This window comes from Microtetraspora sp. AC03309, assembly GCF_020826795.1.
Lineage (GTDB): Bacteria > Actinomycetota > Actinomycetes > Streptosporangiales > Streptosporangiaceae > Microtetraspora > Microtetraspora glauca.
Window position 1 is genome coordinate 33,712 of the sequence record NZ_JADDIL010000046.1, and the last position, 23,886, is coordinate 57,597.

Consider the following 23,886-nt stretch of genomic DNA (forward strand, 5'->3'; position numbering starts at 1 on the left):
GTAACGCCACGTCCCCGCCGACCCCGGCGTCCCACCCGGCCCGGAATCCCCACGGCACCGGCCTCGCGGCCTCCGGGGCGACGCGATCGACGCCCCGGAGGCCGGAGGACGTACTGGCCCGAGCGGCCCGAGCGGCCCGAGCGGCTACAGGCCGACGCAGGCGAGCGCGTGCTGGTAGGCGACGGCGCCGGCGGAGTGGTCCTCGATGCGCTGGAACGCCTCGGCCGCCTCCAGCCAACCCTGCGCCGCCATCCTGACCTTGGGCGACCGCTCCAGCCACTCGCCGGCCGCGGCGAGCTCGGCCGCCGCCTCGTCGCGCCTGCCGAGCTGCTCGTACGCCTGGCCGAGCACGAGGTGCGCCTCGGCCCGAAGCTCGCGTAGGGGCTCCTCCAGCAGGTCCTTCGCGGCCTGGGCGTGCTCGGCGGCCTGCTCCGGGTGGTGCAGCGCCAGCTCGGTGCGGGCCAGGAACACGGAGCAGCGGGCGATGTCCGCCTTGCTCGCCGCCGACTCGCCGAGCTCGCGGTGGGTCCGCTCCATCAGGTCACGGGCGGTCTCCAGATCGTCCGGGCGGACCCGGAGCAGCAGGATGGCGTACGCCAGGCGGAGCCGGGCGAGGTTGCGTGAGTCGCCCGTCTCACCCTGTACGGCGAGCGCGCGCTCCGCGAGCGCGAGGGACTCCTCGCCGCGCCCGGTGAGTTCGGCGATCCTCGCCGCGTTCCAGTTCGCGGCGACCGTCGCGCGGGGCGTGCCGAGCAGGTCGGCGGCGGCCAGCAGTTCGTTCGCGAACTGGCTGGCGCGCAGCAGATCGCCGCGCACGCCGTACGCGGCGAGCAGGGTCGCGGCGAGCTCGATCAGGTCGTCGGTCCAGGTGGCGCGGTTCATGTCCTTGAGCATCGTCTCGCCCACCTGGACGGCCAGCCCGAGGTCGCCCTTCTCGCGGTAGCACCGGCACAGCGCGACGGCGATCGCCACCCGGCGGTCCTCGGGCATCGCCCCGGCCTCGGTCTCGAGGAGGCCGTTAAGGATCGTGACGGCCTCACCGAGGTGGCCGCACGCCTCGGTGGCGAGCGCGTAGCCGAACTCGGCGTCCTGGTGCAGCTGGGAGAGGCCGACCAGGCTCCGGTCGGCCAGCAGCTCGCCGAAGCGGCGCCTGGCCTCCTCGACCTCACCGTTGTCCAGGGCGAGCCGGGCGAAGCGCAGGCCGAGTTCGAGCTCCTCCATCTGCTCGGCGGTCACGCCGTTGACCAGATAAGTGAGCGAGCAATCGAGCTTCTGCGAGAGCAGTTCCAGAACGGCCGGAGTGGGCGTCCGCTTGCCGCTCTCAATAAGGGAGACGTAGCTGTCCGAGAGCTCCGGATGAGCCAGTTGAGCCTGAGAAAGACCACGTTGGCGGCGGATCATCTTGATGCGCTGGCCTACTAGATCTTGACTGGTCACGGGCTCCCCCTGCAAGAATGGTGTTAAATCAGACGATTTCCCGACAGGAGCTGCTCATGCGCCGCCGACTCATCGTCTCTGTCCTGGCCGTTCTCTGCGCAACCGGTGTGGTTGTCGGGGCAAATGCTACGGCCGCCAGTGCTGACACGTCTTCCCCCAAGTACGTGGTGGCCGACTGGTGCTGCTGAGTCGTTATCTAGCCTCCACATCCATCGGGTCCACGACACTGTCCGGCGACCGACGTCATCCCGCCCGCAACGCAAGGAAGAGATCGACCCGATCCGCCATCGAGGAGAGATCCTTACCGATCAACTCCTCGATGCGGCGGATCCGATAGCGCACCGTGTTGACGTGGACGTGCAGCCGTTCCGCGCACCCGTTCCACGAGCCCGCGCAGTCGAGGAAAGTGCCGAGGGTCAGCACCAGCTCCGCCTGGTGGCTCCGGTCGTAGTCGAAGAGCGGGTCGAGTAACCGGCTCGCGAACGACCTGCGGACCCCGTCCGGCACCGTCGCCAGCAACAGCGCGTGCGTGTAGATCTCGTCGCTGGTGACGACGCCGCCTCCGCGCATCTCCGCCATCCGCCTCGCGTACCCCGCCTCCTCGGTGCCGCCGCGGATCGCCGGGGCCCCGGCCAGCCCGGCGCTCACCCCCACGGACACGCGAACCCGCGGAAGCCCCGCGGCGATCACCGCCACCCGTTCCCCGACCTCGGCCGCCAGCGCGGCCGCCGTACCGTGATCCCGCAGCGGCACCAGCGCGACCGCGCCGTCCGCCCCGGCCGCGGCCACCGCCCGGCGGCCGAGCACCTCCTCGACGACCTGGCCGCCCAGCGTCGCCGGGTCGGGACCGTCCGCCGCTCCCGGCCGCGTCACCGTCGCGGCGACCACGGCGTACGGCTCCGCCGCGTCGATCCCGCAGGTCCTGAGCCTGGCGGAGAGCTCGGCCAGGTCCGCGCGGCCCGACGTGGCCAGGCCGATGAGCTCCTCGGCCAGCCGTCGTTCGACGCGGCGCCCCTCCTCCATGCGGGCGCGCTCCATGGCCACGCACGAGGCGAGCTCGTACCCGATCTCGACGTCGAGCTCGCCCCGGCAGGCGAGCACCCAGCCCGCCGCCCGGTGTGCGCGGTCCACCGCGAAGAGGGTGAACGGCCTGGCGTCCCCGCCCGTGCCCGCCCTGACCACCCGGGGAAGACGGATGGCGCGCAGGTATTCGCCCGCCAGCCGTACGGCCTGCTCCTCGGGCAGGTCTCCCGCGATGACGGAACCGGCTGCGGACAACACCGCGCCGGTGACCCCGAGCTCGCTCGCCATGAGCGCGAAGAGCCGGTCGAGGCCCGCGCCCTCGGCCACCGCGGCGACGATCCTGCGGCGGCTGCCGAGCACGCTGCGCAGGTCCCCCGCGCGGGCCCCGGCCAGCCGCCGGTTCACGAGGTCGGCGATCGCGCCGAACGAGACCTCGACGGGTACCGCGAAGAGGGGCAGGCCCCGTTCCTCGCACGCCGCGACCAGGTCGTCGGGCACCATGCCGAGGCGGGCGTCCCCCGCACCGAGCGCGACCACACCGGCCGTGACGAGCGCGTCGGCGAACGCCCGGGAGTCGGCGGGATCCCGGCGCCACATCAACCCGGTGAGCACCAGGTCCCCCGCGGAGACGTAGCGTCCGGGATCGGGCAGGTCGGTGACCAGCACGCCGCCGATCTCGCGGTCCACGCCGCCGGCTCCGGCCAGCAGGGCGAGGCGGAGTTCCTCGACGGCCAGCAGATCCCGCAGCAGAAGCATGCGAATCAGATTATTTGGAGAAATCTACAATCAACATCCCCTGCGGTCACAGCGTTTCATCACGACGGCAATTGGCCCCCGTGACCTGGGCTGATGTACTGCCGGTACGCCCCGGGCCCGGCGGACACGGCCAGGTCGGCGGCGGCGTGAAGGCAGGCCGGAAGTGGGGAGCGACCGTTGCAGACCGAGACCCGCACCGGCATGGGCGTCGGCACGAGCGCCCCACGCCCCGACGGAACGCTGAAGGTGACCGGCGAGTTCGCCTACGCCTCCGACCTGTGGCTGGACGGCATGCTGTGGGGCGCGACGCTGCGCAGCCCGCACCCGTCGGCGTGGATCCGCTCGATCGACGTCGGCCCGGCCCTCGCCATGCCGGGCGTGTTCGCGGTACTGACCCACGAGGACGTGCCCGGCGAGAAGTTCTACGGCCTGGAGCACAAGGACCAGCCGGTGCTGGCCGTGGACCAGGTGCGCTACCAGGGCGAGCCGGTGGCCGTCGTCGCGGCCGACCACCCCGAGACGGCTCGCAGGGCGGCCGCCGCCGTCGTCGTCGAGTACGAGGTCCGCGAGGCCGTCGTGGATCCCCGCCGGGCGGCCTTCGACCCGTCCTGTCCCCCGGTGCACCCCGGAGGCAACATCGTGCGGCACCAACCGGTGAGGGTGGGATCGGCCGGGCCGGAGGCCCGCACGAGCGACGGAGCCGGGGCCGAGGTGGTCGTCACCGGCGAGTACGAGGTCGGCATGCAGGACCAGGCGTTCCTCGGTCCCGAGTCCGGCCTCGCCGTACCGGCGGACGACGGCGGCGTGGACCTCTTCGTCGCCACCCAGTGGCTGCACGTGGACCAGGACCAGGTCGCGCCGTGCCTCGGCCTGCCGAAGGAGAAGGTACGGCTCACACTGGCGGGCGTCGGCGGCGCCTTCGGCGCCCGCGAGGACCTGTCGATGCAGATCCACGCGTCGATGCTGGCCCTGCGCACCGGCCGCCCCGTGAAGATCGTCTACGGCCGTGAGGAGTCGTTCTTCGGGCACGTCCACCGGCATCCCGCGTGGATGCGCTACGAGCACGGGGCGACCGCAGACGGGAGGCTCGTCTACGTCCGGGCCGAGATCCTGCTCGACGGCGGCGCCTACTGCTCGTCCTCACCCGCCGTCGTCGGCAACGCCGCCTCCCTCGGCGTCGGGCCGTACGAGGTGGCGAACGTGTCGATCGACGCGTACGGCACGTACACCAACAACCCGCCGTGCGGCGCCATGCGCGGCTTCGGCGCGGTCCAGGCGTGCTACGCCTACGAGTCGCAGATGGACCGGCTCGCGGAGGCATGCGGCCTGTCCCCCGTCGAGATCCGGGTGCGCAACGCCGTCGCGCAGGGGTCGCGACTGGCCACCGGGCAGCTCATCGACACCCCGGCGCCGCTCGCCTCGATGCTCCGCGAGCTGGAGGCGATGCCTCTTCCCGGGCCGCTTCCCGGGCCGCTTCCCGGGCCGCTTCCCGGGCCCGCGGACCTGCGGTCGTTGCCGGGCGGCGTCGCCCAGACCACCCACGGCGAGGGCGTACGGCGCGGCGTCGGGTACGGCGTCGGCATCAAGAACATCTGCTTCTCCGAGGGCTTCGACGACTACTCGACCGCCCGGGTCCGGATCGAGCTCCTCGGCGGCGAGCCGCACGTGCTCGTGCACACGGCGGCGGCCGAGGTGGGGCAGGGCCTCGTCGCGGTCCAGGCGCAGATCGCCCGCACCGAGCTCGGCGTCGACCGGGTCACCGTGGCCCCTGCGGACACCTCCGTCGGCTCCGCGGGCTCGTCGTCCGCGTCACGCCAGTCCTACGTCACCGGCGGCGCGGTCAAGACCGCGTGCGCGGCCGTACGGGAACGCCTGGACGAGCTCGGCGCCGCCAACCCCGGGTTCTCCCTTGAGGAGCTGCTCGACCGGTTCGGGCCCGTCGAGGAGACGCGGGAGTACCGCCACCGGCCGACGTTCCCCATGGACCCGGTCACCGGTCAGGGCGACTCGCACACCCAGCTCGCGCTGTGCGTCCACCGGGCGGTCGTGGACGTGGACGTGGACCTCGGTCTGGTCAAGGTCGTCGAACTCGCCGCCGTACAGGACGTCGGGCGGATCCTGAACCCGCTCGCCCTGGAGGGCCAGATCCACGGCGGCTCCGCGCAGGGCCTCGGCCTCGCCCTGATGGAGGAGATCCAGGTGCGCGATGGAAAGGTGACGAACCCGTCGTTCACCGACTACCTGATCCCGACCATCCTGGACATGCCGCCGATGCGGCTGTCGATCCTGGAGAACCCCGACCCCCACGCGCCGTACGGCCTGCGCGGGGCCGGGGAGCCGCCCACGCTGTCGTCCACGCCCGCGGTGGCGGCGGCCGTACGGGCGGCGACGGGGCTCGGGCTGCCCCGCGTCCCGATCCGCCCCGACGACATCGCGTTCGGCCGCGCGAGCTGATCGGCGGCATCCGGATCGTTTCGTCCGATCCGGCCGTCCTCGGCGCGGTGGTGAGCTCCCGGGCCGCGCCTCACCAAGGAGGTCAGAGGTCGGGCGAGTTGCAGGCGACGCCGTCGTTGTTGGCGTCGACGTACCAGGCGTACTCCTCGTGGACGCCCTTGGTGTACGGCCCGTAGCCGGCCGCACGGGCCTCCTTGCAGGTCGCGTAGCGTCCGGGCTCCCTCGACTGGCCGCCCTGGGTGACATGGCCCTGCGTCGCCCCAGTCGTATTGCCCGTCGTGTTGCCCGTCGTGTTGCCCGTCGTGTTGCCGGTGTCGGCGCCCGTGGCGGCTCCGGTGGGGCCGGGCGGTTGGGTCCCGGCTGTGGACTGCTGCGGGTTCGGCCCCCCGGTGCCTCCGGTCGTGTCGCCGGTGCCCCCGGTCGTGTCTCCCGCACCGCCGCCGGTGTCACCGGTCGTGCCCGTGCCGGTGTCTCCCGCGCCGCTGCCGAGGAGACGGGCGATCAGGGCGTCCGCGTCGGCCTTCGTGAAACCCGCGATGCTGAGGCTGTCCTGGGTGATCTCCTGGGCGACGCGCGGCGCGGCGACCACCTTCTCCCCCACGACGATGGCGAGCTGCTGCTTCACCGTCTCCCGGGTCAGCTCGGCGACCTGCTCGCGGGTGGCGGGCGAGAGCACCACGCGGATGGAGTACGTGCCGTTCTGCTCCGCCACCGGCTCGATCTTCTGGACGGTGGTGACCGTGACCCCCGGATCGAGCTGGTAACAGGTGGTCCCCGCGTCGTCGGGCACCGCGTCGGTCCCCGTGCACGGCCCCTGGCGGACCCCGGTGACCGGCGCGAAGTGGATCGACGTCTGCAGGGTGCGCGGCGCCGTACGGGACAGCGGGGGCGTGTCCTGGTTGCGGGTCATCAGGACGGCGACCGCGCCGAGCACGCCGGTCATGACGACGACGAGAACGAGGGCGACGGCGAGGACGATCGTGGTCCCGCGGGTCGCCTGCGCGGGACCCTGCTGGGCCGTACCCGGCATACCCGGCATACCCGGCAAGCCCGGCGTGACGGCCGGAGCGGGGCCCGGTGCGGCACCTGGCCCTGGCGGGCCATCGGCGCCCGGCGGAGCCGGCGATGGGGCCGCCAGGGGGGCTCCCGGCGGGGCTTGCGGACCGTCCGGCCTGTGATCGGGCCCCTGGTCACCTGGAACCGGCGTGTTCTGCATCCCGACCTCGATCCCTGACATCGTCGCAGAGCCTATCGAGCTATGCCATGGCGAGGTAATCGGATGATCAGCGGTATTTCACGAATACACATTCACCACAATTTGTGACGAACGATATGCAATCGGTTGCGTCGGGTGACCTGCCGCTACGGTTCCACGGCACGGACAGTGAAGGCATGAAGGTCGGAGTTCCGCGCGAGATCAAGAGCCACGAATACCGTGTCGCCCTCACCCCCGCCGGCGCCCACGAGCTGGTACGGCACGGCCACGCGGTCCTCGTCGAAAGGGGGGCCGGTGTCGGATCCGCCATCACCGACGACGACTTCATCGGGGCGGGCGCGGAGATCCTGGAATCGGGCGAAGAGGTCTGGTCCCGCGCCGAGCTCGTACTCAAGGTCAAGGAGCCGGTCCCCCAGGAATACCACTGGATGCACAAGGGACAGGTCCTCTTCACCTACCTGCATCTGGCCGCGTCGGAGCCGTGCACCCGGGCCGTGCTGAACTCGGGCGTCACCGCCATCGCGTACGAGACCGTCCAGACGGCGACGGGGGCGCTGCCGCTGCTCGCCCCCATGTCCGAGGTCGCGGGCCGGCTCGCCCCCCAGGTCGGCGCGTACCACCTGATGCGGCAGGGCGGAGGACGCGGGGTGCTGATGGGCGGCGTCTCCGGCGTCTACGCGGCCAAGGTGGTGGTGATCGGCGCGGGCGTCTCCGGCATGAACGCCGCGGTGATCGCCCTCGGAATGCAGGCCGAGGTGCTCCTGCTGGACCTCGACATCGACCGGCTCCGCCAGGCCGACGTCATCTACCAGGGGCACTGCCAGACCGTGGCGTCCAACGCGTACGAGATCGAGCGGGCGGTGCTGGACGCGGACCTGGTGATCGGCGCGGTGCTGGTGCCGGGGGCCAAGGCGCCCACGCTGGTCACCAACGACCTGGTCTCCAGGATGAAGAGCGGTTCCGTCCTGGTCGACATCTCGATCGACCAGGGCGGCTGCTTCGAGGACTCACGGCCGACGACGCACGCGAACCCCGTCTACCGCGTGCACGACTCGGTGTTCTACTGCGTCACCAACATGCCGGGCGCGGTGCCGCACACCTCGACGTTCGCCCTGACCAACGCGACGGTGCCGTACGCGCTGGCGATCGCGGACCTCGGCTGGCGGGACGCGCTGATGGCCGATCCCGCGCTCGCCAGGGGGCTCAACGCCCACGAGGGGCACCTGACCAGCCGGCCAGTGGCCGAGGCGCACGGGCTGGAGGCGGTGCCCCTGGAGCAGGCGTTCGCGTGACGGCTCAGGAAGCGGCCGGGCTCGGAGCGGCGGACGGCTCAGTGGACGGCTCAGTGGACGGCTGGGCCGTGGCGTCGGAGTGCGGATCGGCCGAGGGGTCGGGCGTCGGGAGCGCCTGCTGGGCCGACGTGGTGCCGATGCCCCGGTCACAGGCGGCACCGAACTCGGGGGTGTAGGTCGGGTTCTGCTTGTACTTCTTGATGTACGCCGGGAGGCGGGGGTCGTCGGCGCCGTTGAGGGCGAGCTGGTGGTTCCACGAGCTCACCACGACGTCGCTCTTCAGCCCCTCGTACGGGCTGAGGAGCATGTAGTCACTCGACGCGAGGGACTTGAGCGCGTCCACGTCGCCCTGCGGCAGCCCAGGCCGATAGGTGATCCACACGGCGCCGTGCTCAAGCGAGTGCACGCCGTGCTCGTTATGGATCGGCTGGTCGTAGATGCCGCAGTTCTGCCAGTAGTTGTTGTGCGGGCCTCCGGCCGGCGGGGACTCGGTGTAGGAGACCTTGTCCCAGGTGTGCTCCGACCCCTTGTAGGCGAACGTCTTCACACCGGTCAGCGACTTCTGCGCCTGGTCGTTGATGACGTAGAACCCGACGAGGCCGACGAGCACGATGATGACGAGACCGCCGATCCCCCACATCAGCAGCGCGGAGCGCCGCTCCTTGCGCTTCTGCTCCGCACGCATGCGGGCGAGGTGCTCGCGCCGCGCCTGCGCCTTTTCCTTACTCATCGGTCCTCCAGCAACTGGTCACGAAACGCCCCGCATTGCGTATGGAGAATAGTGGGTTGGCCGGAGCGGTCGGCGCCCCGCGCGATGCCCCCGTCGTGAGGCCGCGTCGCGCCGTCGCGCCGAGTAGCCTGTGGAGCGATGAGCACCGAGACCGTTCCCCCTGCCGCGGAACCGGCCGCCGATCCCGCGGCCGGCATGGCGGCGCGGCCCCGCAGGAACGCCTTCCTGGTGGTCCTGATCGCCCTCGTGGCGGCGGCGGCCGCGCTCCTGCTGCTGATGGGCGGGTCGGGGACCCCGGGCGACACGTCGCCGGAGGCCGGATTCGCCAGGGACATGTCCACCCACCACGCGCAGGCGGTCGAGATGGCCTTCGCCGTCCGGGACGTGAGCACGGACGGCCCGATCAGGAACCTGGCCTACGACATCATCACCACGCAGTCCACCCAGCGTGGAATTTTCATGGGCTGGCTCCAGCAGTGGGGCCTCGACCAGGCGTCGGACCGCCCGCCGATGGCGTGGATGTCGGGCCACGGCCACGGCGCCACGACCCAGAGCGCGGCCGTGAACGGAGCGCAGGGCGCGATGCTGGGGATGGCCTCGCCGGAGGAGATGGACCGGTTGCGCGCGGCCAAGGGGCGGGACGCGGAGATCCTCTTCCTTCAGCTCATGATCCGTCACCACGAGGGCGGCGTGGACATGGCCAGGGGTGTCGTGCGGCTGTCGGACCGCACCGAGGTCAGGGAGCTGGCCCAGCACATCGTCGACGGCCAGACCGCCGAGATCACGCTGATGAAGGACTTCCTCCGCGCGCGCGGCGCGCAGCCGCTCGCGTCGATCCTGACTCCTTGAGCCGCCCCTTCAGAACTCCCGCGCATCACCCCTGAGTCACCCTCAGTCGCCCTCAGTCGCCCTCAGTCACCCTCGATCGTCCGCCGGTACGCGATGAATCGACCTCTGGGAATCGAGTCGTGTCATAACGCGCGGAATCGCGCTCGCCAGGGCAACATGAGGGGAAGTGTCCGGAGGAGAGTCGAACATTGATTGAAGAGCCGGAGAGCCGCCTCGAGGTGAGCATCTCGGCCGAGGTCGAAGCGGGGCAGTACGCCAACTTCGCCTCGGTCTGGCATACCCGTGACGGGTTCATCCTGGATTTCGCGGTGATCACCCGGCCACCGGCTCTCGCGGACGACCCGCAGTCGGGCACGCCGTACGTCAGCGTGCCGACGCGGATCGTCAGCCGGATCCGGCTTCCACCGGCCCAGGTCTTCGAACTGATGAAGGCGCTCGAACAGCAGCTCACGGCCTTCGAGAAAGAGACCGGCCACAAGCTCTGAGCCTGCGGGCGCAGAGCTTGTGGCCGGTCTCCGGATCCCTCACGAGCGGCCCGGGTGTCCGGACACGCTCAGGCGTGCATCTCGGCGGCGAGAGTGGCCGCGAAGGCGTCGACGTCCGCCTCCGTCGTGTCGAAGGCGCACATCCAGCGGACCTCGACCCGGCCGCCGCCGATCTGCTCGTTCCAGTTGTAGAACCGGAAGCGCTTGCGCAGCCGGTCGGCCGCGTCGGCGGGCAGGATCGCGAACACCGCGTTCGCCTCGACCGGCCGCGGAACCTCCACGCCGGGGATGTCCCGGACCGCGTGTGCCAACCGGGCCGCCATCGCGTTGGCCTGGCGGGCGCTGCGCAGCCACAGGTCGCCGCCGAGGAGCGCCTCGAACTGGACCGAGACGAACCTCATCTTGGAGGCGAGCTGCATGCTCGTCTTTCGGAGGTAGGGCAGGCCGGCGACGGCGGCGGGGTTGAGCGCGACCACGGCCTCTCCCAGCAGCAGGCCGATCTTGGTGCCGCCGAACGAGAGCACGTCCACGCCGGCGTCGGTCGTGATCGCGCGCAGCGGCACGTCCAGGGCGGCCGCCGCGTTGGTGACGCGCGAACCGTCCATGTGGACCAGCATGCCGAGCTCGTGGGCGTGGTCGCAGATCGCCTTGATCTCGCCGGGCGTGTAGAGCGTGCCCAGCTCGGTGGTGTTCGAGATCGAGACCACCCGCGGCTGCGCCCGGTGCACGTCACCGAACCCCCACGCCTGGCGGTCGATCAGCTCGGGCGTGAGCTTGCCGTCCGGGGTCGGCACGGGAAGCAGCTTCAGCCCACCGGTGACCTCGGGCGCGCCGCCCTCGTCGGTGTTGATGTGCGCGGTCTCCGCGCACACCACGGCCTCCCAGGGGGAGCACATCGAGCGCAGTGAGATGACGTTGGCCGCGGTGCCGTTGAAGACCGGCCACACGTCCGCCTGCTCGCCGAAGTGCCCGCGGAAGATCTCCCGCGTCGCCTCCGTGTAGACGTCGTCGCCGTAGGAGACCTGGTGACCGCCGTTGGCGAGAGCGATGGCCTCCAGGATCTCGGGATGCACGCCCGCGTAGTTGTCGCTCGCGAACGTCTTGATCTCGGGATCGTGCCGCCGAACGGCATCCGTGGTCACGAAAGCTCCCCCTGTCCTCTCACATTTCCTCAGGCGTACTCAGACGGCCGTGAGGTCGATCCGCTGCCCGTTGACGTCCTCGGGGCGACGCTCCCACAGGTCGGAAACGGCCTTCGCCAGGGTAGCGACGTCGGTGTACCCCTTGTACGGCCGATCCGGGTTGGCCGCCCGCATGGCCTCGGTGACCAGGGCCATCACCACCAGGATCGTCGCCGCCGACGCCGTGCCCTTCAGGGCGTCGGCGAGCGCGAGCGTCCACGCCTCCGCCGCCGCCTTCGCCGTCGCGTACGCCGCGTTGCCCTGGGTGGGCGCCTGCGCCGCCTTGGCCGAGACGATCGCGAACCGGCCGTCGTCGCTGGCGCGCAGCAGCGGCTCGAACGCGAGCGAGACATGCTGGAGCGTGCGGACGAGCAGGTCGTGCAGCAGGTTCCAGTCGTCGAGGGAGGTCTCGGCGAAGGTCTTCGACCCGCGCCACCCTCCGACGAGGTGGACGATGCCGTCCACCCGTCCGTGCTCGTCGCCGATCCGCTTCGCCAGTTCGCGTACGGCCTGCTCGTCGAGGAGGTCGATCGGAAGGCACCCGTCGGCGCCGGTGCGGTCGACGCCGATCACGGTGTCACCGAGTTCCTCGAACCGGCGGACGACGGCCTGCCCGGCCGGACCGGCCGCGCCGGCGACCAGGATCACTCTGCTCATCGCTCACTCACTCTCTCGCGTACGGCTCGTGCGGGTGGACCGGCTCACGCCCGGATACCCCTGGTGGACTCGACGACATCGGCGAGCTTACGACGCAGGGCCTCGTAGAACATGCTCAGGGGGAACTCGTCCGGGAGGACGGCGTCCACGACGGCCTTCGGGAAGCCCTCGACCGGCAGCGCGTCCACTCCCTTGTGCCACACCGAGGCGGGATGCGGCTCGACGTAGGCGGCCACCAGCTGGTGCGCGGCGAGCCAGTGGGCGAGCTTGGCCCGGTCGATGCCGTCGCGGTAGAGCTTCTCGACCTCGCCGCGCAGGTCGGCGACACCGCCGGCGACCCGGTCCCAGTCGATCGTGAGCCGGTTGTCCGTCCACCGGACGATGTCGTTCCTGTGCAGGTAGGCGAACAGCAGCTGCCCGCCGAGCCCGTCGTAGTTGCGCACCCGGTCACCGGTGATCGGGAAGCGGAACAGCCGGTCGAACAGGATCGCGTACTGGACGTACCTGGCCTGCGGAACGCCGTCCGCCTCCAGCTTCACCGCCTCGCCGAACGCGGTCAGGTCGCAGCGCAGCTCCTCCAGCGAGTACAGCCAGTACGGCATCCGCTGCTTGATCATGAAGGGGTCGAACGGGAGGTCGCCGTGGCTGTGGGTGCGGTCGTGGACGAGGTCCCACAGCACGAACGTGTCCTGGGCGAGCTGCTGGGAGGCGAGCAGCCGGGCCGCGTCCGGCGGCAGGGCCAGTTTCAGCGTGGCCGCCGCGGCCCGGCTCACCACGCGGAACCTGGCCGCCTCGCGGTCGCAGAAGATGCCGCCCCAGGTGAACGCGGGCGGAGTGCGCCTGACGGCGACGGTCTCGGGGAACAGCACGGCGGAGTTGGTGTCGTAGCCCGAGGTGAAGTCCTCGAACGCGATCGGGACGAACATCGGGTTGTCGTAGCCGCCGCGCTCCAGCTCGGCCAGCCACTCGGGCCAGACGGTGCGGATCCAGACGGCCTCGATGTTGCGGTCGAGGTTGCCGTTCTGGGTGTACATCGGGAAGACGACGAGGTGCTCCAGCCCGTCCACACGCTGGGTGTCGGGGTGGAACGCCTCAAGGGAGTCGAGGAAGTCGGGCACGCCGAGCCCGTCGGCCACCCACGTGCGGAAGTCGGCGACGACCGCCTCCAGGTACACGCGGTCGTGCGGGAAGCGCGGCATGAGCCGTACGACGTGGTCCACGATGTCGCCGACGAGCGCGACGGCCCGGTCACGGTCGCCCACCACAGACCCGTCCTTGGCCTGCAGGCCGCGCAGCTCCTCGACGGCCGCCTTGAGCCCGGCGAACACCTCGGCGTAGTTCACGGCGGAGTTCTCGGCGGAGTTCTCGGCGGAGTTCTGGCCGGAGCCCTCCGCCGGCCGTGCGGCGTGGGCGGTCTCGGCGGGGTCCCTGGCCACCCAGGTGACGAGGTTCCCCCAGAGGCGCTCGTGGTCGAACTCGCCGATCGAGTCGTCCCCGAAGAGGTCGGAGTCGGCCAGCACGACCACCCGTCCCCTGCCGTGCCGTACGGCCAGGGCGAGCGGGCGACGGGCGGGATCAGCGGTGGCCGACGTCTCGAACAGCACGGTCGCGCCGAGCGGCGGGACCAACGTGCCGGAACGGTAGAAGCAGGCCCGCCGGACGCCCGCGAGCAGATCCTGCGCGGGCTCGTCGCTCTTCGCGGGAGCGGCGGCCGGCACGGGGCCGGTCAGCGGAGTGCCGAGGACCCACGTGGCGACCTTGTTGTGGCAGTTAGCGGGATCCTGAACGGTGACGTGCTCGATGCCGACACCGAAGCGGGCCAGGAGGTCGGCGAGGTTGCTGCCGTACTTCTCCTGCTCGCACTCGGCCAGCACGACCAGCCCGCCGCCGTCGGCGACGTACGCCTCGATCGCGTCCAGCTCCTCGGCGGGGAAGACGGGGCTGCCCAGCCCGGTGGTCCGCTCCCACAGCTCGCCCGACGGGTGCGCGACGACGAAGACGTCGTGGGCGCTCAGCAGCGAGGGCGTGATCGGCCCCCCGGTGTGGGCGGTCACCGCGTGGCCCAGCTCCCGCAGCGTCGCCGCGGCTCTGGCGTAGCTGTTGTCGTCGGGATGCGCCGGATTCATGGCCTCCGCGACCTCACGGCGGATGGTCCATGCCTCGCTGTGTGCCTCGTCGAACAGGATCGAGGGGAACGTCGTCATGAAATATCTCCCGAATCAGGACCTATCTGCAGGAAAATATACACATACCGACACCTGTGACCACAAGTCACCCGAGCGGTGGACCGTGAATCACCCCGCCGGTGGACGTACGCCGGCGGGACGGAGACCTAACGTCCCGCTGCGATCGAAACGCGATCGGAACGCGATCGCACGCGCGTCATCGTGAGGAACGTCCATGCTCAAGAACTCGACCCGGTTCAGGCGCGTCGCCACCGGCACCCTGCTGATCCTCGCTCCGCTGCTGCAGCTCATCGCGGTGATCGTCGACCCCGGCACCTGGGGCGACGACCGCGAGGCGGTCAGCTACGGCGCCAACCCCGCCCTCGCCCAGCTCGAATCCGCGCTCTATCACTGGAGCTGGCTGCTGATGGCCGTCGCGGCCGTCGGCCTGCTCCACTTCGTACGCCGCCGCGCCGTGGTGTTCGGCCACATCGCCGGCGTGATAACCGTCCTCGGCTACATCAACCTGTCATCGCTGCTGATGACCGACCCGGTCGAGTGGTGGCTCGGACAGCACTACCCGCCGGAGGAGGCACAGCGCATCCTGAACGAGATGATGGACTTGCCGCACCAGACCTTCGCCTTCGTGCTCCCGGGGATGATCGGCCTCGTCTCCCTGCCCCTGCTGCTGACCGCCGTGTGGCGGGCCGGGGCGGTCCACTGGTGGGTGCCGCTCACGGTCGCGATCGGCTACATCGCGTCGTTCCCCGTGCCGTACGGCCCGCTCACGATCCTCTTCTGGGCGCTGCCCGTCGTCGCTCTCGGCGCGGTCGGCCTGAAGGTGCTGCGCATGGGCGACGACGCGTGGGCGGCCTACTACCCCGCCGCCCCCGGGGTCACCACGCCCGACTCGTACGCGAACACGACCGCCTGAGCGCGGTCGCGGAGGTTCAGCTTCATGAGCACGCGGGCCACGTGGGTCTTGACCGTGGCCTCGCCGACGAAGAGCTCCCCGGCGATCTCGGCGTTGGTGAGGCCGCGGGCGAGCATCCGCAGCACCTCCAGCTCGCGCGGCGTCAGCTCGGCGAGCTGCGGTGGGCGGACCGGCTCGTGCCGCCCGGCGAAGGAGGCGATCACCCGGGTGGTCACGGCCGGGTCCAGCAGCCCGTCGCCTCCGGCGACGACCCTGATGGCCTCGACGAGCTGCTCCGGCGGCGACACCTTGAGCAGGAACCCGCTCGTCCCCGCGCGGAGCGCGGCGTACAGGTTCTCGTCGGTGTCGAAGGTCGTCAACATGATGATCTTCGGGGGCCGGGGCGTGTCGAGCAGCTGCCTGGCCGCGGTCAGGCCGTCCAGCCGCGGCATCGAGATGTCCATGAGAACGACGTCCGGCTGGAACCGCCGCGCGATGGCCACCGCCTCGACGCCGTCGGCGGCCTCGCCCACGACCTCCATGCCGGGCTCGCTCTCGACGACCATCCGCAGCCCGGCGCGGATCATGGCCTGGTCGTCCGCGAGGACGACGCGGATCGGGGGTTCGGCGCTCATCGCGCACGCTCGCTCATGGAGATCCCTTGGGAGATGGGAAGCCTGGCGTGGACCCGGAAACCGCCCTCGGCCGTGGGGCCCGCCTCGAGCGAGCCGCCGAACAGCTCGGCCCGCTCGCGCATGCCGATGAGGCCGTTGCCGGTGGACAGCCCGGTCCCGGCCGCAGGCTGGCCGGTCGTGCCATTATCGACGATGTCCAGCTCCACGACGTCCTCTCGGTAGGCGATCCTGATCGCGACCTCGGCCTCGCCCGCGTACTTCACCGCGTTGGTCAGCGCCTCCTGGATGATCCGGTACGCCGACAGGTCGAGACCGGGCGGCAGCCGTACCGGGTCGCCCTCGACGGTGAGGCCGATGCGCGGCCCCGACCAGCCGACGGTGGAGATGAGGCTGTCCACCATGTCCAGGCCCGGCTGGGGCAGCGCCTCGTCCTGCGGCATCCTGAGCGCCCCGAGCATGATGCGCAGCTCCTCGACGGCCTCCCTGCCGGTCTGCTCGATGCCGGAGAGGATCTCGTTGTCGCCCCCGAGGCTGCGGCGCAGCACCCCGGCCCGCATGACCATCATGCTCACGCTGTGGGCGACGACGTCGTGCAGCTCCCTGGCGATCCGGGTGCGCTCGGCGGCGACCGCCTCGGCGGCCCGTCGCTCGCGTTCCAGCTCCAGGTGGACCGCCCGCTCGGTCATCCGCTGCGCGCGCATCTGGTAGCCACGCAGGGCCAGCCCGGTCAGGTACGCGGAGCCGAAGATGACCGTCAAGAAGATGACCTCCTCCAGGGGAAGCGTCCGGTGGTCCACGGCGCCCGAGTCGAAGACGAGGATGCCCACGATCGCCCAGGACGCCCCCGGCTTCGGCGGCAGCTTCGCGCCGAGCGTGTGGAAGACGATGAGGAGCGAGGCGAGCTGCCAGACCGGACACTCTTCGTTCCCCTGCCGGTGCCACGCGTACTGCGCGAGCAGCATCAGGATGAAGACCGCCACGGGGAACCTGCGGCGGTAGACGACCAGCACGCCGGTGACGATCGCCTGGAGCATCCACCAGAACTCCGGGTTCTCCGCCGCGCCGTACGACGTCGCGACCGTCAGCGCCTCGACGGTGCCGAGAACGATCACCGCGACGCCGATCAGGAGATCGACCAGGGGAAGCGTACGTAGATGCCGGATGAGGGAGGGCATACGGGGCACACTAATATGCCCCACTTGTCGGGGATACGGGCCTGACCACGTCTTCAATTCGTTGCCAAGCCATTTACAAGTGGCCGCGCGATCGAGCACCGGTATCAACTGAATGTCGGTCACTGTGCGGACCCTTGAACATCACTCTCCGCACTGGGACCCTTGGACTGTTCCCACCGGGTCATAGGAGGCGGAGATGCCCTCCCTGCACTCCCTCATTGCGGGGCTGGGCGCCCTCGGCATGCTCTCATTGCCGTTGCACCCCCATCCCAGCGGCTCCACGGACCGGGTCACCCCCGGCGCCGTACGCGTCGAGTCCACCTCGCACGTCTCGATCACGTTGCTCGACGACCGCAGCGTCATCCAGCAGATCGTCCGGGAGTACGACACCGACCTGGCCGACGGCAGCGGGTTCACGGTCACCCCGGACGGGGTGGTCGTCACCGCGACCGGCGTGGTGCAGTCGAGCCGCGACCCCAGGGTCTACGCCGCGAACAAGGTCTTCGCCGAGTACTTCAAGGTCAAGGTCCCGGCGGACTTCTCCCGGCACTCCCTCGACGACGCCGACCTGAACCGGCGGTTACAGGCCTGCTACCCGCCACAGGGTCCGAACTCGACGTGCATCGCGACCGTTACCACGAACGTGACCGTCTTCCCCTATCTCGACCCCCCATTACCGGACGGGCTGCCCGCGCAGATCCTGACGACCGGCACCTCCCCCGCCGCCCCCGCGGTGCTGAAGGTCACCAAGGGCGGTGAGAAGCAGACCCTCCCCACCGTCCCCATGGGCGTCTCGCTCGGCCAGTCCGCGGTCGCCCTCGACGTGATCTCGTTCGCCGGCCGCCCGTCGGCGAAGCAGCCCGCCAAGGCGGAGACCGCCCACCTCGACCCGCCCGGAACCCGCACGTTCAAGCAGGAGGACCGGGACAAGCTCGCCAAGCTGCTCAAGGACGGCGCCGCGGGCGGAGCGCTCATCGACGACAACAAGAGCGAGGTCGTGGGACTGCTGGCCGGGGACTCCAGCACCCCTCTGACGATCACACCGGTCGAGGAGATCCGCACCTCGCTGGTCGCCGCCGGGGTCACGCCCCGCCGCGGCCCGGTCGACGTCGTGTACGAGAGCGCGCTGGCGTCCTACCACAACAAGCTCTACGCCGGAGCGGTCCCCGTGCTGCTCCAGGTGCTCAACCTGCGGCCGGACCACGCGGTCGCGCTCGACCACCTCAAGGTCGCCAGGTCCAAGGCGGGGACCGCCGAGGACACCGGCAACCGGCCGTCGCCGTCGGCTGGGCCCGCGGAGAAGCGGTCGTCCGGGGTGTCACCGCTGCTCTGGGTGGGCGGCGGAGCCGCGGTGATCATCGTGATCGCGGCGGTGGCCGTACCCGCCGTGCTGCGCCGCAGGGGGTCCGGCGCCGGGAAGCCCGCGCCCGCTCCGGACGGCCTGTGGGAGCCCGGACGGCACGAGGACGGCCATCAGGAGGCGGCACCACGTCAGGACGCCGTGCCAGTCTCGTCCTGGCCACCCGCCAGGACCCAGGTGTTCGAGGCCCATCCGTTCGACGCGCCCTCGTTCGACGTGCCGGTGTCCGCGACGCCCGCCTCCGGCACGCCGGAGGTCCCGGAGAGAGCGCAGGACGCGCGGCCGGTCGAGGTCCGGCCGTTGGATGTACGGCCCCCGGGCGACCCGTCACCGCCGCGCGGACAGGCGCAGCTCAAGTTCTGCACGCAGTGCGGGATGCGGCTCGGGCAGGGCCACCGGTTCTGCGGATTCTGCGGGCATCCGGCGGACTCGCGATGACCGAAGGACCCTCGACGCCGGCCGGGCTGGTCGGCCGCACGCTGGGCGACTACACGATCGAGGCGGTCGTCGGCCGCGGCGGGATGGCCACCGTCTACCGCGCCAGGGACCGGCGGCTCGGGCGTGCCGTCGCCCTGAAGATCCTGGCGCCGCAACTCGCCCACGACCACAGGTTCCGCGAGCGGTTCGTCCGGGAGTCGCGGCTGGTCGCGAGCATCGACCACCCCAACATCATCCCGATCTACGAGGCGGGCGAGAAGGACGAGCTGCTGTTCATCGCCATGCGGTACGTCGAGGGCAGCGACATGCGCAGGCTCGTGCAGTCGGCGGGACCGCTGCCGGTGGCGCGCGCGAACCGGCTGTTCGCGCAGATCGCCTCGGCGCTCGACTCCGCGCACGCCAACGGGCTGGTCCACCGCGACGTGAAACCGGCCAACATCCTGGTGGCGGACGACGACCACGTCTACCTCACCGACTTCGGGCTGACCAAGAGCTCGTCCGCCGAGGCGGGACTGACCAGTCACGGGCACTTCATGGGCACGCCGCGGTACGTCGCCCCCGAGCAGATACGCGGACTGCCCGTGGACGGGCGCAGCGACCTGTACGCCTTCGCCTGCGTGGCGTACGAGGCCCTCACCGGGCTCCCGCCGTTCCAGCGGGACACGGAGCTCGCCCTGCTGTACGCGCACGTCTCGCACGAGCCGCCCCCGCTCACGCCGTACCGCCCGGACCTGCCGCACGCGGTCAACCAGGTGACGGCGCGTGCCCTGGCGAAGTCACCGGAGGAGCGCTACCCGACGTGCCAGGCGTTCGTCTCGGCCCTGCGCGACGCGATCAGCGGTTCCGGCGGCGTTCATGGCGGCGTTCGTGGCGGCGACGGGGACGAGGCGGCGGCGAGCCCGGCGCACGGGCGGCCCGGCTTCGCGTCCGGCCCCTCCTCCGGCCACTCGTCCTACCCGCCGGGATCGTCGGCGTCGACGTCGTACCCTCCCGTGTCACACCCGTCCACCTCCCGTCCTCCCACGTCGTATCCCCCGACGTCCCATCCCACGTCGCATCCCACGTCGAATCCCCCCGGGTCACGGGACGACGGCGCGGCCACCGCCCCGGCGAAGCGGGGCCGCCGGCTGCCGCTGGGGCCGCTGATCGGCGGGTGTGCCGTACTGGTCTCGATCGTGGTGGCCGCCGCGCTGATCCTCACCCGGGGCGGGGACACCTCGGCGAGCTGGAACACCTATCCCGGCTCTGTCGCGGCGCCCTTCACCATCGCCTACCCGTCGACCTGGGGGACCGCGAAGACCAACGGCGACCAGTGGATGATCGCAACGCCCGCGACCGACGAATTCAACGCGCTGTTCGCCATCCCGGGCAACACCGACTGGTCCACGGTCAACCCGATCATCAGCGGGCAGCCGGAACGCGCCTCGGGGATCTTCGCCCAGGTCAACAACGCCCTGAGCACGTCGGACTCACCGGTGGAACTCCAGCAGAGCCTGCAGTCCGCGCTACCAGGGAACGTCGCCTTCACCGGCGCTCCCATGGCGGTCACGGTGGGCGCGCGGCCCGCCGTGAAGCTGACGGGCGTGGCGGGAGACCCCCAGCAGGGCGGCCGGCTCGACTTCTCCGCCTACGTCGTACGGCAGGAGACCGGGGAGTCGTCGGTCCTGATCACGTTCTTCTGCGCGAAGTGCGACCAGAGCCTGATCGACCACATGGTCAACACCGTGCAGTTCACTCCGTGAGGCTCTGGACGTCACCGCGCGAGGCCGTGCTGTCGCGGTGACGGGCGCGGTGACGGTAGGGCAGCCACAGGCCCAGGCCGTACATCGAGAGGCCGAGCAGGACCATGAGCACGATCACCGGCCACTGGAGCGCCTCGGGCAGATAGAGCGCGAGGAACCAGCTCCGTTCCGAAATTGCGTTGATCTTGAAGACGCCGGCCACGATGCCTTGAGGGAACAGCGGGATGGCTCCGGTCGACCAGCAGACGACCGAGACGATCCGCACGCGGCGCGGGAGATCCTCGAACCTCACCCAGCCCCATCGGCTCCCGGGTGCGGCGGGGGGCCGCTTGCCCGTGCGCATCATGTGGAGCAGTTCGGGCCCGTTGCTGTGCAGCCGCCGCTGGGCGAGCAGCCCGAACAACCAGAAGCACAGGACGCCGGTCACCACGCCCACGGCCACGCCCGGCCAGCCGGACAACGCCGCCGCCACCCCCGCGGGCGCCCCGGTGAGCGCCACCAGGGCCAGTACGGCGTACGCCTGGCCGGTCATGGCGCCGTCGTCCTCGGTGAAGCGCAGCGGGTTGCCGCCGCGCCGATGCGGATCGGTGCCGGGGATGAGCCCGTACACCGACATCAGGACCACGATCCCGGCGCCGCCGCCGAGCAGGGCCGGCGTGAGCGCCAGCACCAGCGGCCACGGCCCTCCGGTCACGGAGGTGAAGGCCAGGGTCAGCGTCACCGCCACGGGCCCCACGGTCAGCAGCCAGGCCCGCTGCCTGCCCCGCACGTCGGCCGCGTCCGGGCACATCAGCGTGAGCCACAAGGCGGTGCCGTCGATGCCGTACACGTTGGCCGACATGGCGGCGGCCATGACGATGAAGATCGGCCCGGCCAGGGGCAGCATGCCGTTCCACCCGAGGGCGAGCGGGGCCGCGGTGAAGAAGACGCCGTAGGCGAGGGCGAAGGTCAGCTGGTGGGTCCGCACCAGGTCCCGCGACCAGGTGCGCAGTTCCTTGGCCAGCACGGCGCCCGACACGGTCGAGGCCCTCATCGGCCGCCGGCCTCGGGTGGACGGTCTGGTGGCGCCCGCCCGCCGGGTGAGCAGCGCCGCCCAGGCGGCCAGCAGCAGCACGACCAGCACCGCCATCGCGCCGACCGCGAGGGCCGTGTGCCCCCAGTCACCGGCGCCCGCCGCCTCGACCGCGATCAGCCCCCAGCCGGACGGGAGGTAGCGGACCGTCGCCGACACCCCCGCGGGGAGCCCGCCCGCCTGGCCGAGGGCCACCGCCAGGATCCAGCCCTGGCCGAGTGCGGCCAGGATCACGCCGTTGATCAGGCCGGCGCTGATCGCGCCCACACGCGAGCGCAGGGCGATGCCCAGGACGGCCACCGCGACCCGGGACAGCAGGACGAAGATCGCCAGTTGCAGGGCCATGGCGGGCAGCGCGACCAGGCCCGCCAGCGGGCTCTGCCGTACGCCGACGACCACGAGCCCGGTCAGGGCGAGCAGGCTGATCGCGGGCGCGACGCCGACGAAGGCCGACACCAGCAGGCCGGTCGCCAGGCGGCGCGGCGGGAGGCCGATGAGGGTGAAGTACTCGGGGCGGAGCGTCTCGTCGCCGCCCCCGGCGAAGACCGGGCCGAAGATCCATCCGAGCATCCAGATCGCGTACGCCGCGGCGAGCAGGTCGCCGTCGAGGACCGCGGCGGCGATGGTCCCGGCCACCAGGATCAGCCCGAGCCCGCCGCCGGTCGCGATGAGGCTGCCCTTCTGGCCGGTCATCGAGTTCCGGAGGATGGCCGCCTTCATCGCGACCATGGTCAGCGCGACAGCCACGACAGCTCCTCCGTCCCGAGGTCGGACGCTCCGACGAGCTCGACGAAGGTGTCCTCCAGGGATCGGCCGCCCCTGACCTCCTCCAGCGGCCCCGCCACGGCGACCCTGCCCTTGTCGATCACGGCGACGTGGTCGCAGAGCTGTTCGACCAGGGCCATGACGTGGCTGGACAGGACGATGGAGCCGCCCCCCGCCACGAAGCCCCGCAGGATCGTCTTGATCGTGGCCGCCGAGACGGGATCGACGGCCTCGAAGGGCTCGTCGAGCACGAGCAGCCGCGGGGCGTGCAGCAGGGCGATGGCCAGCCCGATCTTCTTGCGCATGCCCGTGGAGTACTCGATCACGAGGGTCTTCTCCGCCTCGTCGAGCTCCAGCACCGCGAGCAGCTCGTGGGCGCGTTCGGCGACGACGTCCCTGGGCAGGCCGCGCAGCAGCCCGAGATAGGTGAGCACCTCGCGCCCGGTCAGCCGTTCCGGCATCGCGAGACCGTCGGGCAGCACGCCGACCAGGGCCTTGGCCGTGGAGGGGTCGGTCCAGACGTCCGCGCCGAAGATCCGGGAGCCGCCGGCGTCCGGCCGCAGCAGGCCGACGGCCATGGACAGCGTCGTGGTCTTGCCCGCGCCGTTCTGACCGACCAGACCGTAGAACGAACCTTGGGGGACCACCAGGTCGATGCCGTCGACCGCGACCTTGTCAGCGAAGGTCTTGGACAGTCCGGTGATCTCTAACGCTGAGGTCATGGAGGCTCTCCGGGTGCGCTGGCGTGGGGGGGTCTGGCCGGGCCGCGTGTGGGGCATGCAGGTGCGGATCACGAAATTCCATCATCCGAGGTGCGTCGCCGTCCATTGTTCGGCTCCCGCGAGCACAGCCCGGTGCACGGCTCGGGCGATCCGCGCACCCCACGTGGATCTCGGGCCGCCGAAGAGCTCTCCCGTGCCATCCACCGTGCCATCCACCGTGCCATCCCCTGTGCCGTCCCCTGGCCGGCCGCCCGCCCCGGTGTCCCGTACGGCGACGCAGACGGCGTCGGAGGCCGTGCCCGTGCACTGGAACCCGGCCTCGATCAGGGCCTGGGTCTTGGCCTCCGTCACGGTCATGACCGCGTTGACCAGCGCCGCGTCGGTGAACGCCACCGGTACGGCCACCACGATGTTGATCGTCCCGGGGGCGGGAACGGCCGGGGGCACCGGATCCAGCAACGCGGGACGCAGTTCCGGGTCGGGCCTGCCTTCGGGGGACGCCGCCCATGTCGGAACGCGCAGCCCCACCGTGGCGACCGCGTCCACTCCCCCGTCGGACGCCAGGACGTACCGGTCGACGGAGGCGGCCGTCAGCATGCCGACGCCGGGGCCCGCGCCCTCCGGGCCGAGCTCGGCCAGGTGGTCCAGCGGGTCCATCCGCGCGTACGCGGCGATCACCTGGGCGTTCAGCACCCACTCCCGGGGGCCGATGCCGCCGCCGAGCATCGCCGAGGAGATCATCCGCCAGCCCGGCCCGAACTCCCACAGCAACGACGCGAGCCGCGCCCCGTCCTCGTCCCGGTATCCGAGTGTCATTCT

Annotated in this window: 19 protein-coding genes; 7 read left to right on the forward strand and 12 right to left on the reverse strand. The window is 71.2% G+C overall.

Going from position 1 to position 23,886, the window contains the following annotated elements:
• Positions 1–144 precede the first annotated feature (144 nt).
• Both IMZ11_RS25265 and IMZ11_RS25270 read right to left on the reverse strand, forming a co-directional pair.
• Complete coding sequence (locus IMZ11_RS25265) at positions 145–1,437, reverse strand: helix-turn-helix transcriptional regulator (RefSeq protein WP_308066844.1); 1,293 nt, start codon at positions 1,435–1,437, stop codon at positions 145–147.
• Between the two features lie 243 nt (positions 1,438–1,680).
• Positions 1,681–3,216 (reverse strand): PucR family transcriptional regulator, encoded by a 1,536-nt coding sequence (locus IMZ11_RS25270; protein WP_228644832.1) that lies wholly within the window; start codon positions 3,214–3,216, stop codon positions 1,681–1,683.
• Between the two features lie 201 nt (positions 3,217–3,417).
• On the opposite strand from IMZ11_RS25270, the gene IMZ11_RS25275 reads away from it, so the two are divergent.
• A complete protein-coding gene (locus IMZ11_RS25275; RefSeq protein WP_228644859.1) occupies positions 3,418–5,670 on the forward strand; it encodes a molybdopterin cofactor-binding domain-containing protein in 2,253 nt (750 codons plus the stop codon).
• Positions 5,671–5,752: 82 nt separating this feature from the next.
• Here the strand turns inward: IMZ11_RS25275 and IMZ11_RS25280 are convergent, their stop codons facing one another.
• Positions 5,753–6,709 (reverse strand): excalibur calcium-binding domain-containing protein, encoded by a 957-nt coding sequence (locus IMZ11_RS25280; protein WP_228644833.1) that lies wholly within the window; start codon positions 6,707–6,709, stop codon positions 5,753–5,755.
• A gap of 353 nt (positions 6,710–7,062) precedes the next feature.
• On the opposite strand from IMZ11_RS25280, the gene ald reads away from it, so the two are divergent.
• Positions 7,063–8,178, forward strand: coding sequence for an alanine dehydrogenase (ald, locus tag IMZ11_RS25285; RefSeq protein WP_228644834.1), 1,116 nt, complete (start codon positions 7,063–7,065; stop codon positions 8,176–8,178).
• A 4-nt stretch (positions 8,179–8,182) separates the two neighbouring features.
• Here ald and IMZ11_RS25290 read toward each other — a convergent pair whose 3' ends face one another.
• On the reverse strand, positions 8,183–8,908 hold the full coding sequence (locus IMZ11_RS25290; RefSeq protein ID WP_228644835.1) for a DUF3105 domain-containing protein: 726 nt from the start codon (positions 8,906–8,908) through the stop codon (positions 8,183–8,185).
• Positions 8,909–9,046: 138 nt separating this feature from the next.
• On the opposite strand from IMZ11_RS25290, the gene IMZ11_RS25295 reads away from it, so the two are divergent.
• The gene (locus IMZ11_RS25295; protein ID WP_228644836.1) at positions 9,047–9,757 is read left to right on the forward strand and encodes a DUF305 domain-containing protein; all 711 of its coding nucleotides are present in this window, start codon (positions 9,047–9,049) and stop codon (positions 9,755–9,757) included.
• Positions 9,758–9,945: 188 nt separating this feature from the next.
• The gene (locus IMZ11_RS25300) at positions 9,946–10,242 is read left to right on the forward strand and encodes a DUF3467 domain-containing protein (RefSeq protein ID WP_061256352.1); all 297 of its coding nucleotides are present in this window, start codon (positions 9,946–9,948) and stop codon (positions 10,240–10,242) included.
• Between the two features lie 68 nt (positions 10,243–10,310).
• Here the strand turns inward: IMZ11_RS25300 and IMZ11_RS25305 are convergent, their stop codons facing one another.
• Genes IMZ11_RS25305 through IMZ11_RS25315 form a run of 3 tightly spaced genes read right to left on the reverse strand, consistent with a single transcriptional unit; the run spans position 10,311 to position 14,284 of the window.
• Positions 10,311–11,384 (reverse strand): low specificity L-threonine aldolase, encoded by a 1,074-nt coding sequence (locus tag IMZ11_RS25305; RefSeq protein ID WP_228644837.1) that lies wholly within the window; start codon positions 11,382–11,384, stop codon positions 10,311–10,313.
• 39 nt (positions 11,385–11,423) lie between these two features.
• Positions 11,424–12,080 carry an SDR family NAD(P)-dependent oxidoreductase gene (locus IMZ11_RS25310; RefSeq protein ID WP_228644838.1) on the reverse strand — a complete coding sequence of 219 codons (657 nt, stop codon included), beginning with the start codon at positions 12,078–12,080 and terminating at the stop codon, positions 11,424–11,426.
• A gap of 44 nt (positions 12,081–12,124) precedes the next feature.
• The gene (locus IMZ11_RS25315) at positions 12,125–14,284 is read right to left on the reverse strand and encodes a DUF6421 family protein (protein ID WP_228644839.1); all 2,160 of its coding nucleotides are present in this window, start codon (positions 14,282–14,284) and stop codon (positions 12,125–12,127) included.
• Between the two features lie 196 nt (positions 14,285–14,480).
• Between IMZ11_RS25315 and IMZ11_RS25320 the strand changes: the two genes are divergently transcribed.
• Positions 14,481–15,179, forward strand: coding sequence for a hypothetical protein (locus IMZ11_RS25320; protein ID WP_228644840.1), 699 nt, complete (start codon positions 14,481–14,483; stop codon positions 15,177–15,179).
• Here the strand turns inward: IMZ11_RS25320 and IMZ11_RS25325 are convergent.
• Together IMZ11_RS25325 and IMZ11_RS25330 are read right to left on the reverse strand one after the other, a co-directional pair.
• Entirely contained in the window at positions 15,122–15,793 is a 672-nt protein-coding gene (locus tag IMZ11_RS25325; protein WP_061256343.1) for a response regulator transcription factor, read from the reverse strand. The genes IMZ11_RS25320 and IMZ11_RS25325 overlap by 58 nt on opposite strands.
• Positions 15,790–16,968 (reverse strand): sensor histidine kinase, encoded by a 1,179-nt coding sequence (locus tag IMZ11_RS25330; protein ID WP_228644841.1) that lies wholly within the window; start codon positions 16,966–16,968, stop codon positions 15,790–15,792. The genes IMZ11_RS25325 and IMZ11_RS25330 overlap by 4 nt, the downstream gene beginning before the upstream one ends.
• A gap of 196 nt (positions 16,969–17,164) precedes the next feature.
• Here IMZ11_RS25330 and IMZ11_RS25335 point away from each other — a divergent pair, with 196 nt between their 5' ends.
• Together IMZ11_RS25335 and IMZ11_RS25340 are read left to right on the forward strand one after the other, a co-directional pair.
• A complete protein-coding gene (locus IMZ11_RS25335) occupies positions 17,165–18,766 on the forward strand; it encodes a zinc ribbon domain-containing protein (protein ID WP_228644842.1) in 1,602 nt (533 codons plus the stop codon).
• Positions 18,763–20,508: a serine/threonine-protein kinase gene (locus IMZ11_RS25340; protein ID WP_228644843.1), complete on the forward strand. Its 1,746-nt coding sequence runs from the start codon at positions 18,763–18,765 to the stop codon at positions 20,506–20,508. Before IMZ11_RS25335 ends, IMZ11_RS25340 begins: the two co-directional genes overlap by 4 nt.
• Here the strand turns inward: IMZ11_RS25340 and IMZ11_RS25345 are convergent.
• The 3 genes from IMZ11_RS25345 to IMZ11_RS25355 all read right to left on the reverse strand — a co-directional run bounded on the left by IMZ11_RS25345 (position 20,498) and on the right by IMZ11_RS25355 (position 23,883).
• Positions 20,498–22,327, reverse strand: a complete 1,830-nt coding sequence (locus tag IMZ11_RS25345; RefSeq protein ID WP_228644844.1) for a hypothetical protein — start codon at positions 22,325–22,327, stop codon at positions 20,498–20,500. The two genes, IMZ11_RS25340 and IMZ11_RS25345, sit on opposite strands and share 11 nt — an antisense overlap.
• Positions 22,312–23,067 (reverse strand): ABC transporter ATP-binding protein, encoded by a 756-nt coding sequence (locus tag IMZ11_RS25350; RefSeq protein ID WP_228644845.1) that lies wholly within the window; start codon positions 23,065–23,067, stop codon positions 22,312–22,314. The genes IMZ11_RS25345 and IMZ11_RS25350 overlap by 16 nt, the downstream gene beginning before the upstream one ends.
• 81 nt (positions 23,068–23,148) lie before the next feature.
• Positions 23,149–23,883 (reverse strand): adenosylcobinamide amidohydrolase, encoded by a 735-nt coding sequence (locus IMZ11_RS25355; protein ID WP_374462710.1) that lies wholly within the window; start codon positions 23,881–23,883, stop codon positions 23,149–23,151.
• Positions 23,884–23,886 lie beyond the last annotated feature (3 nt).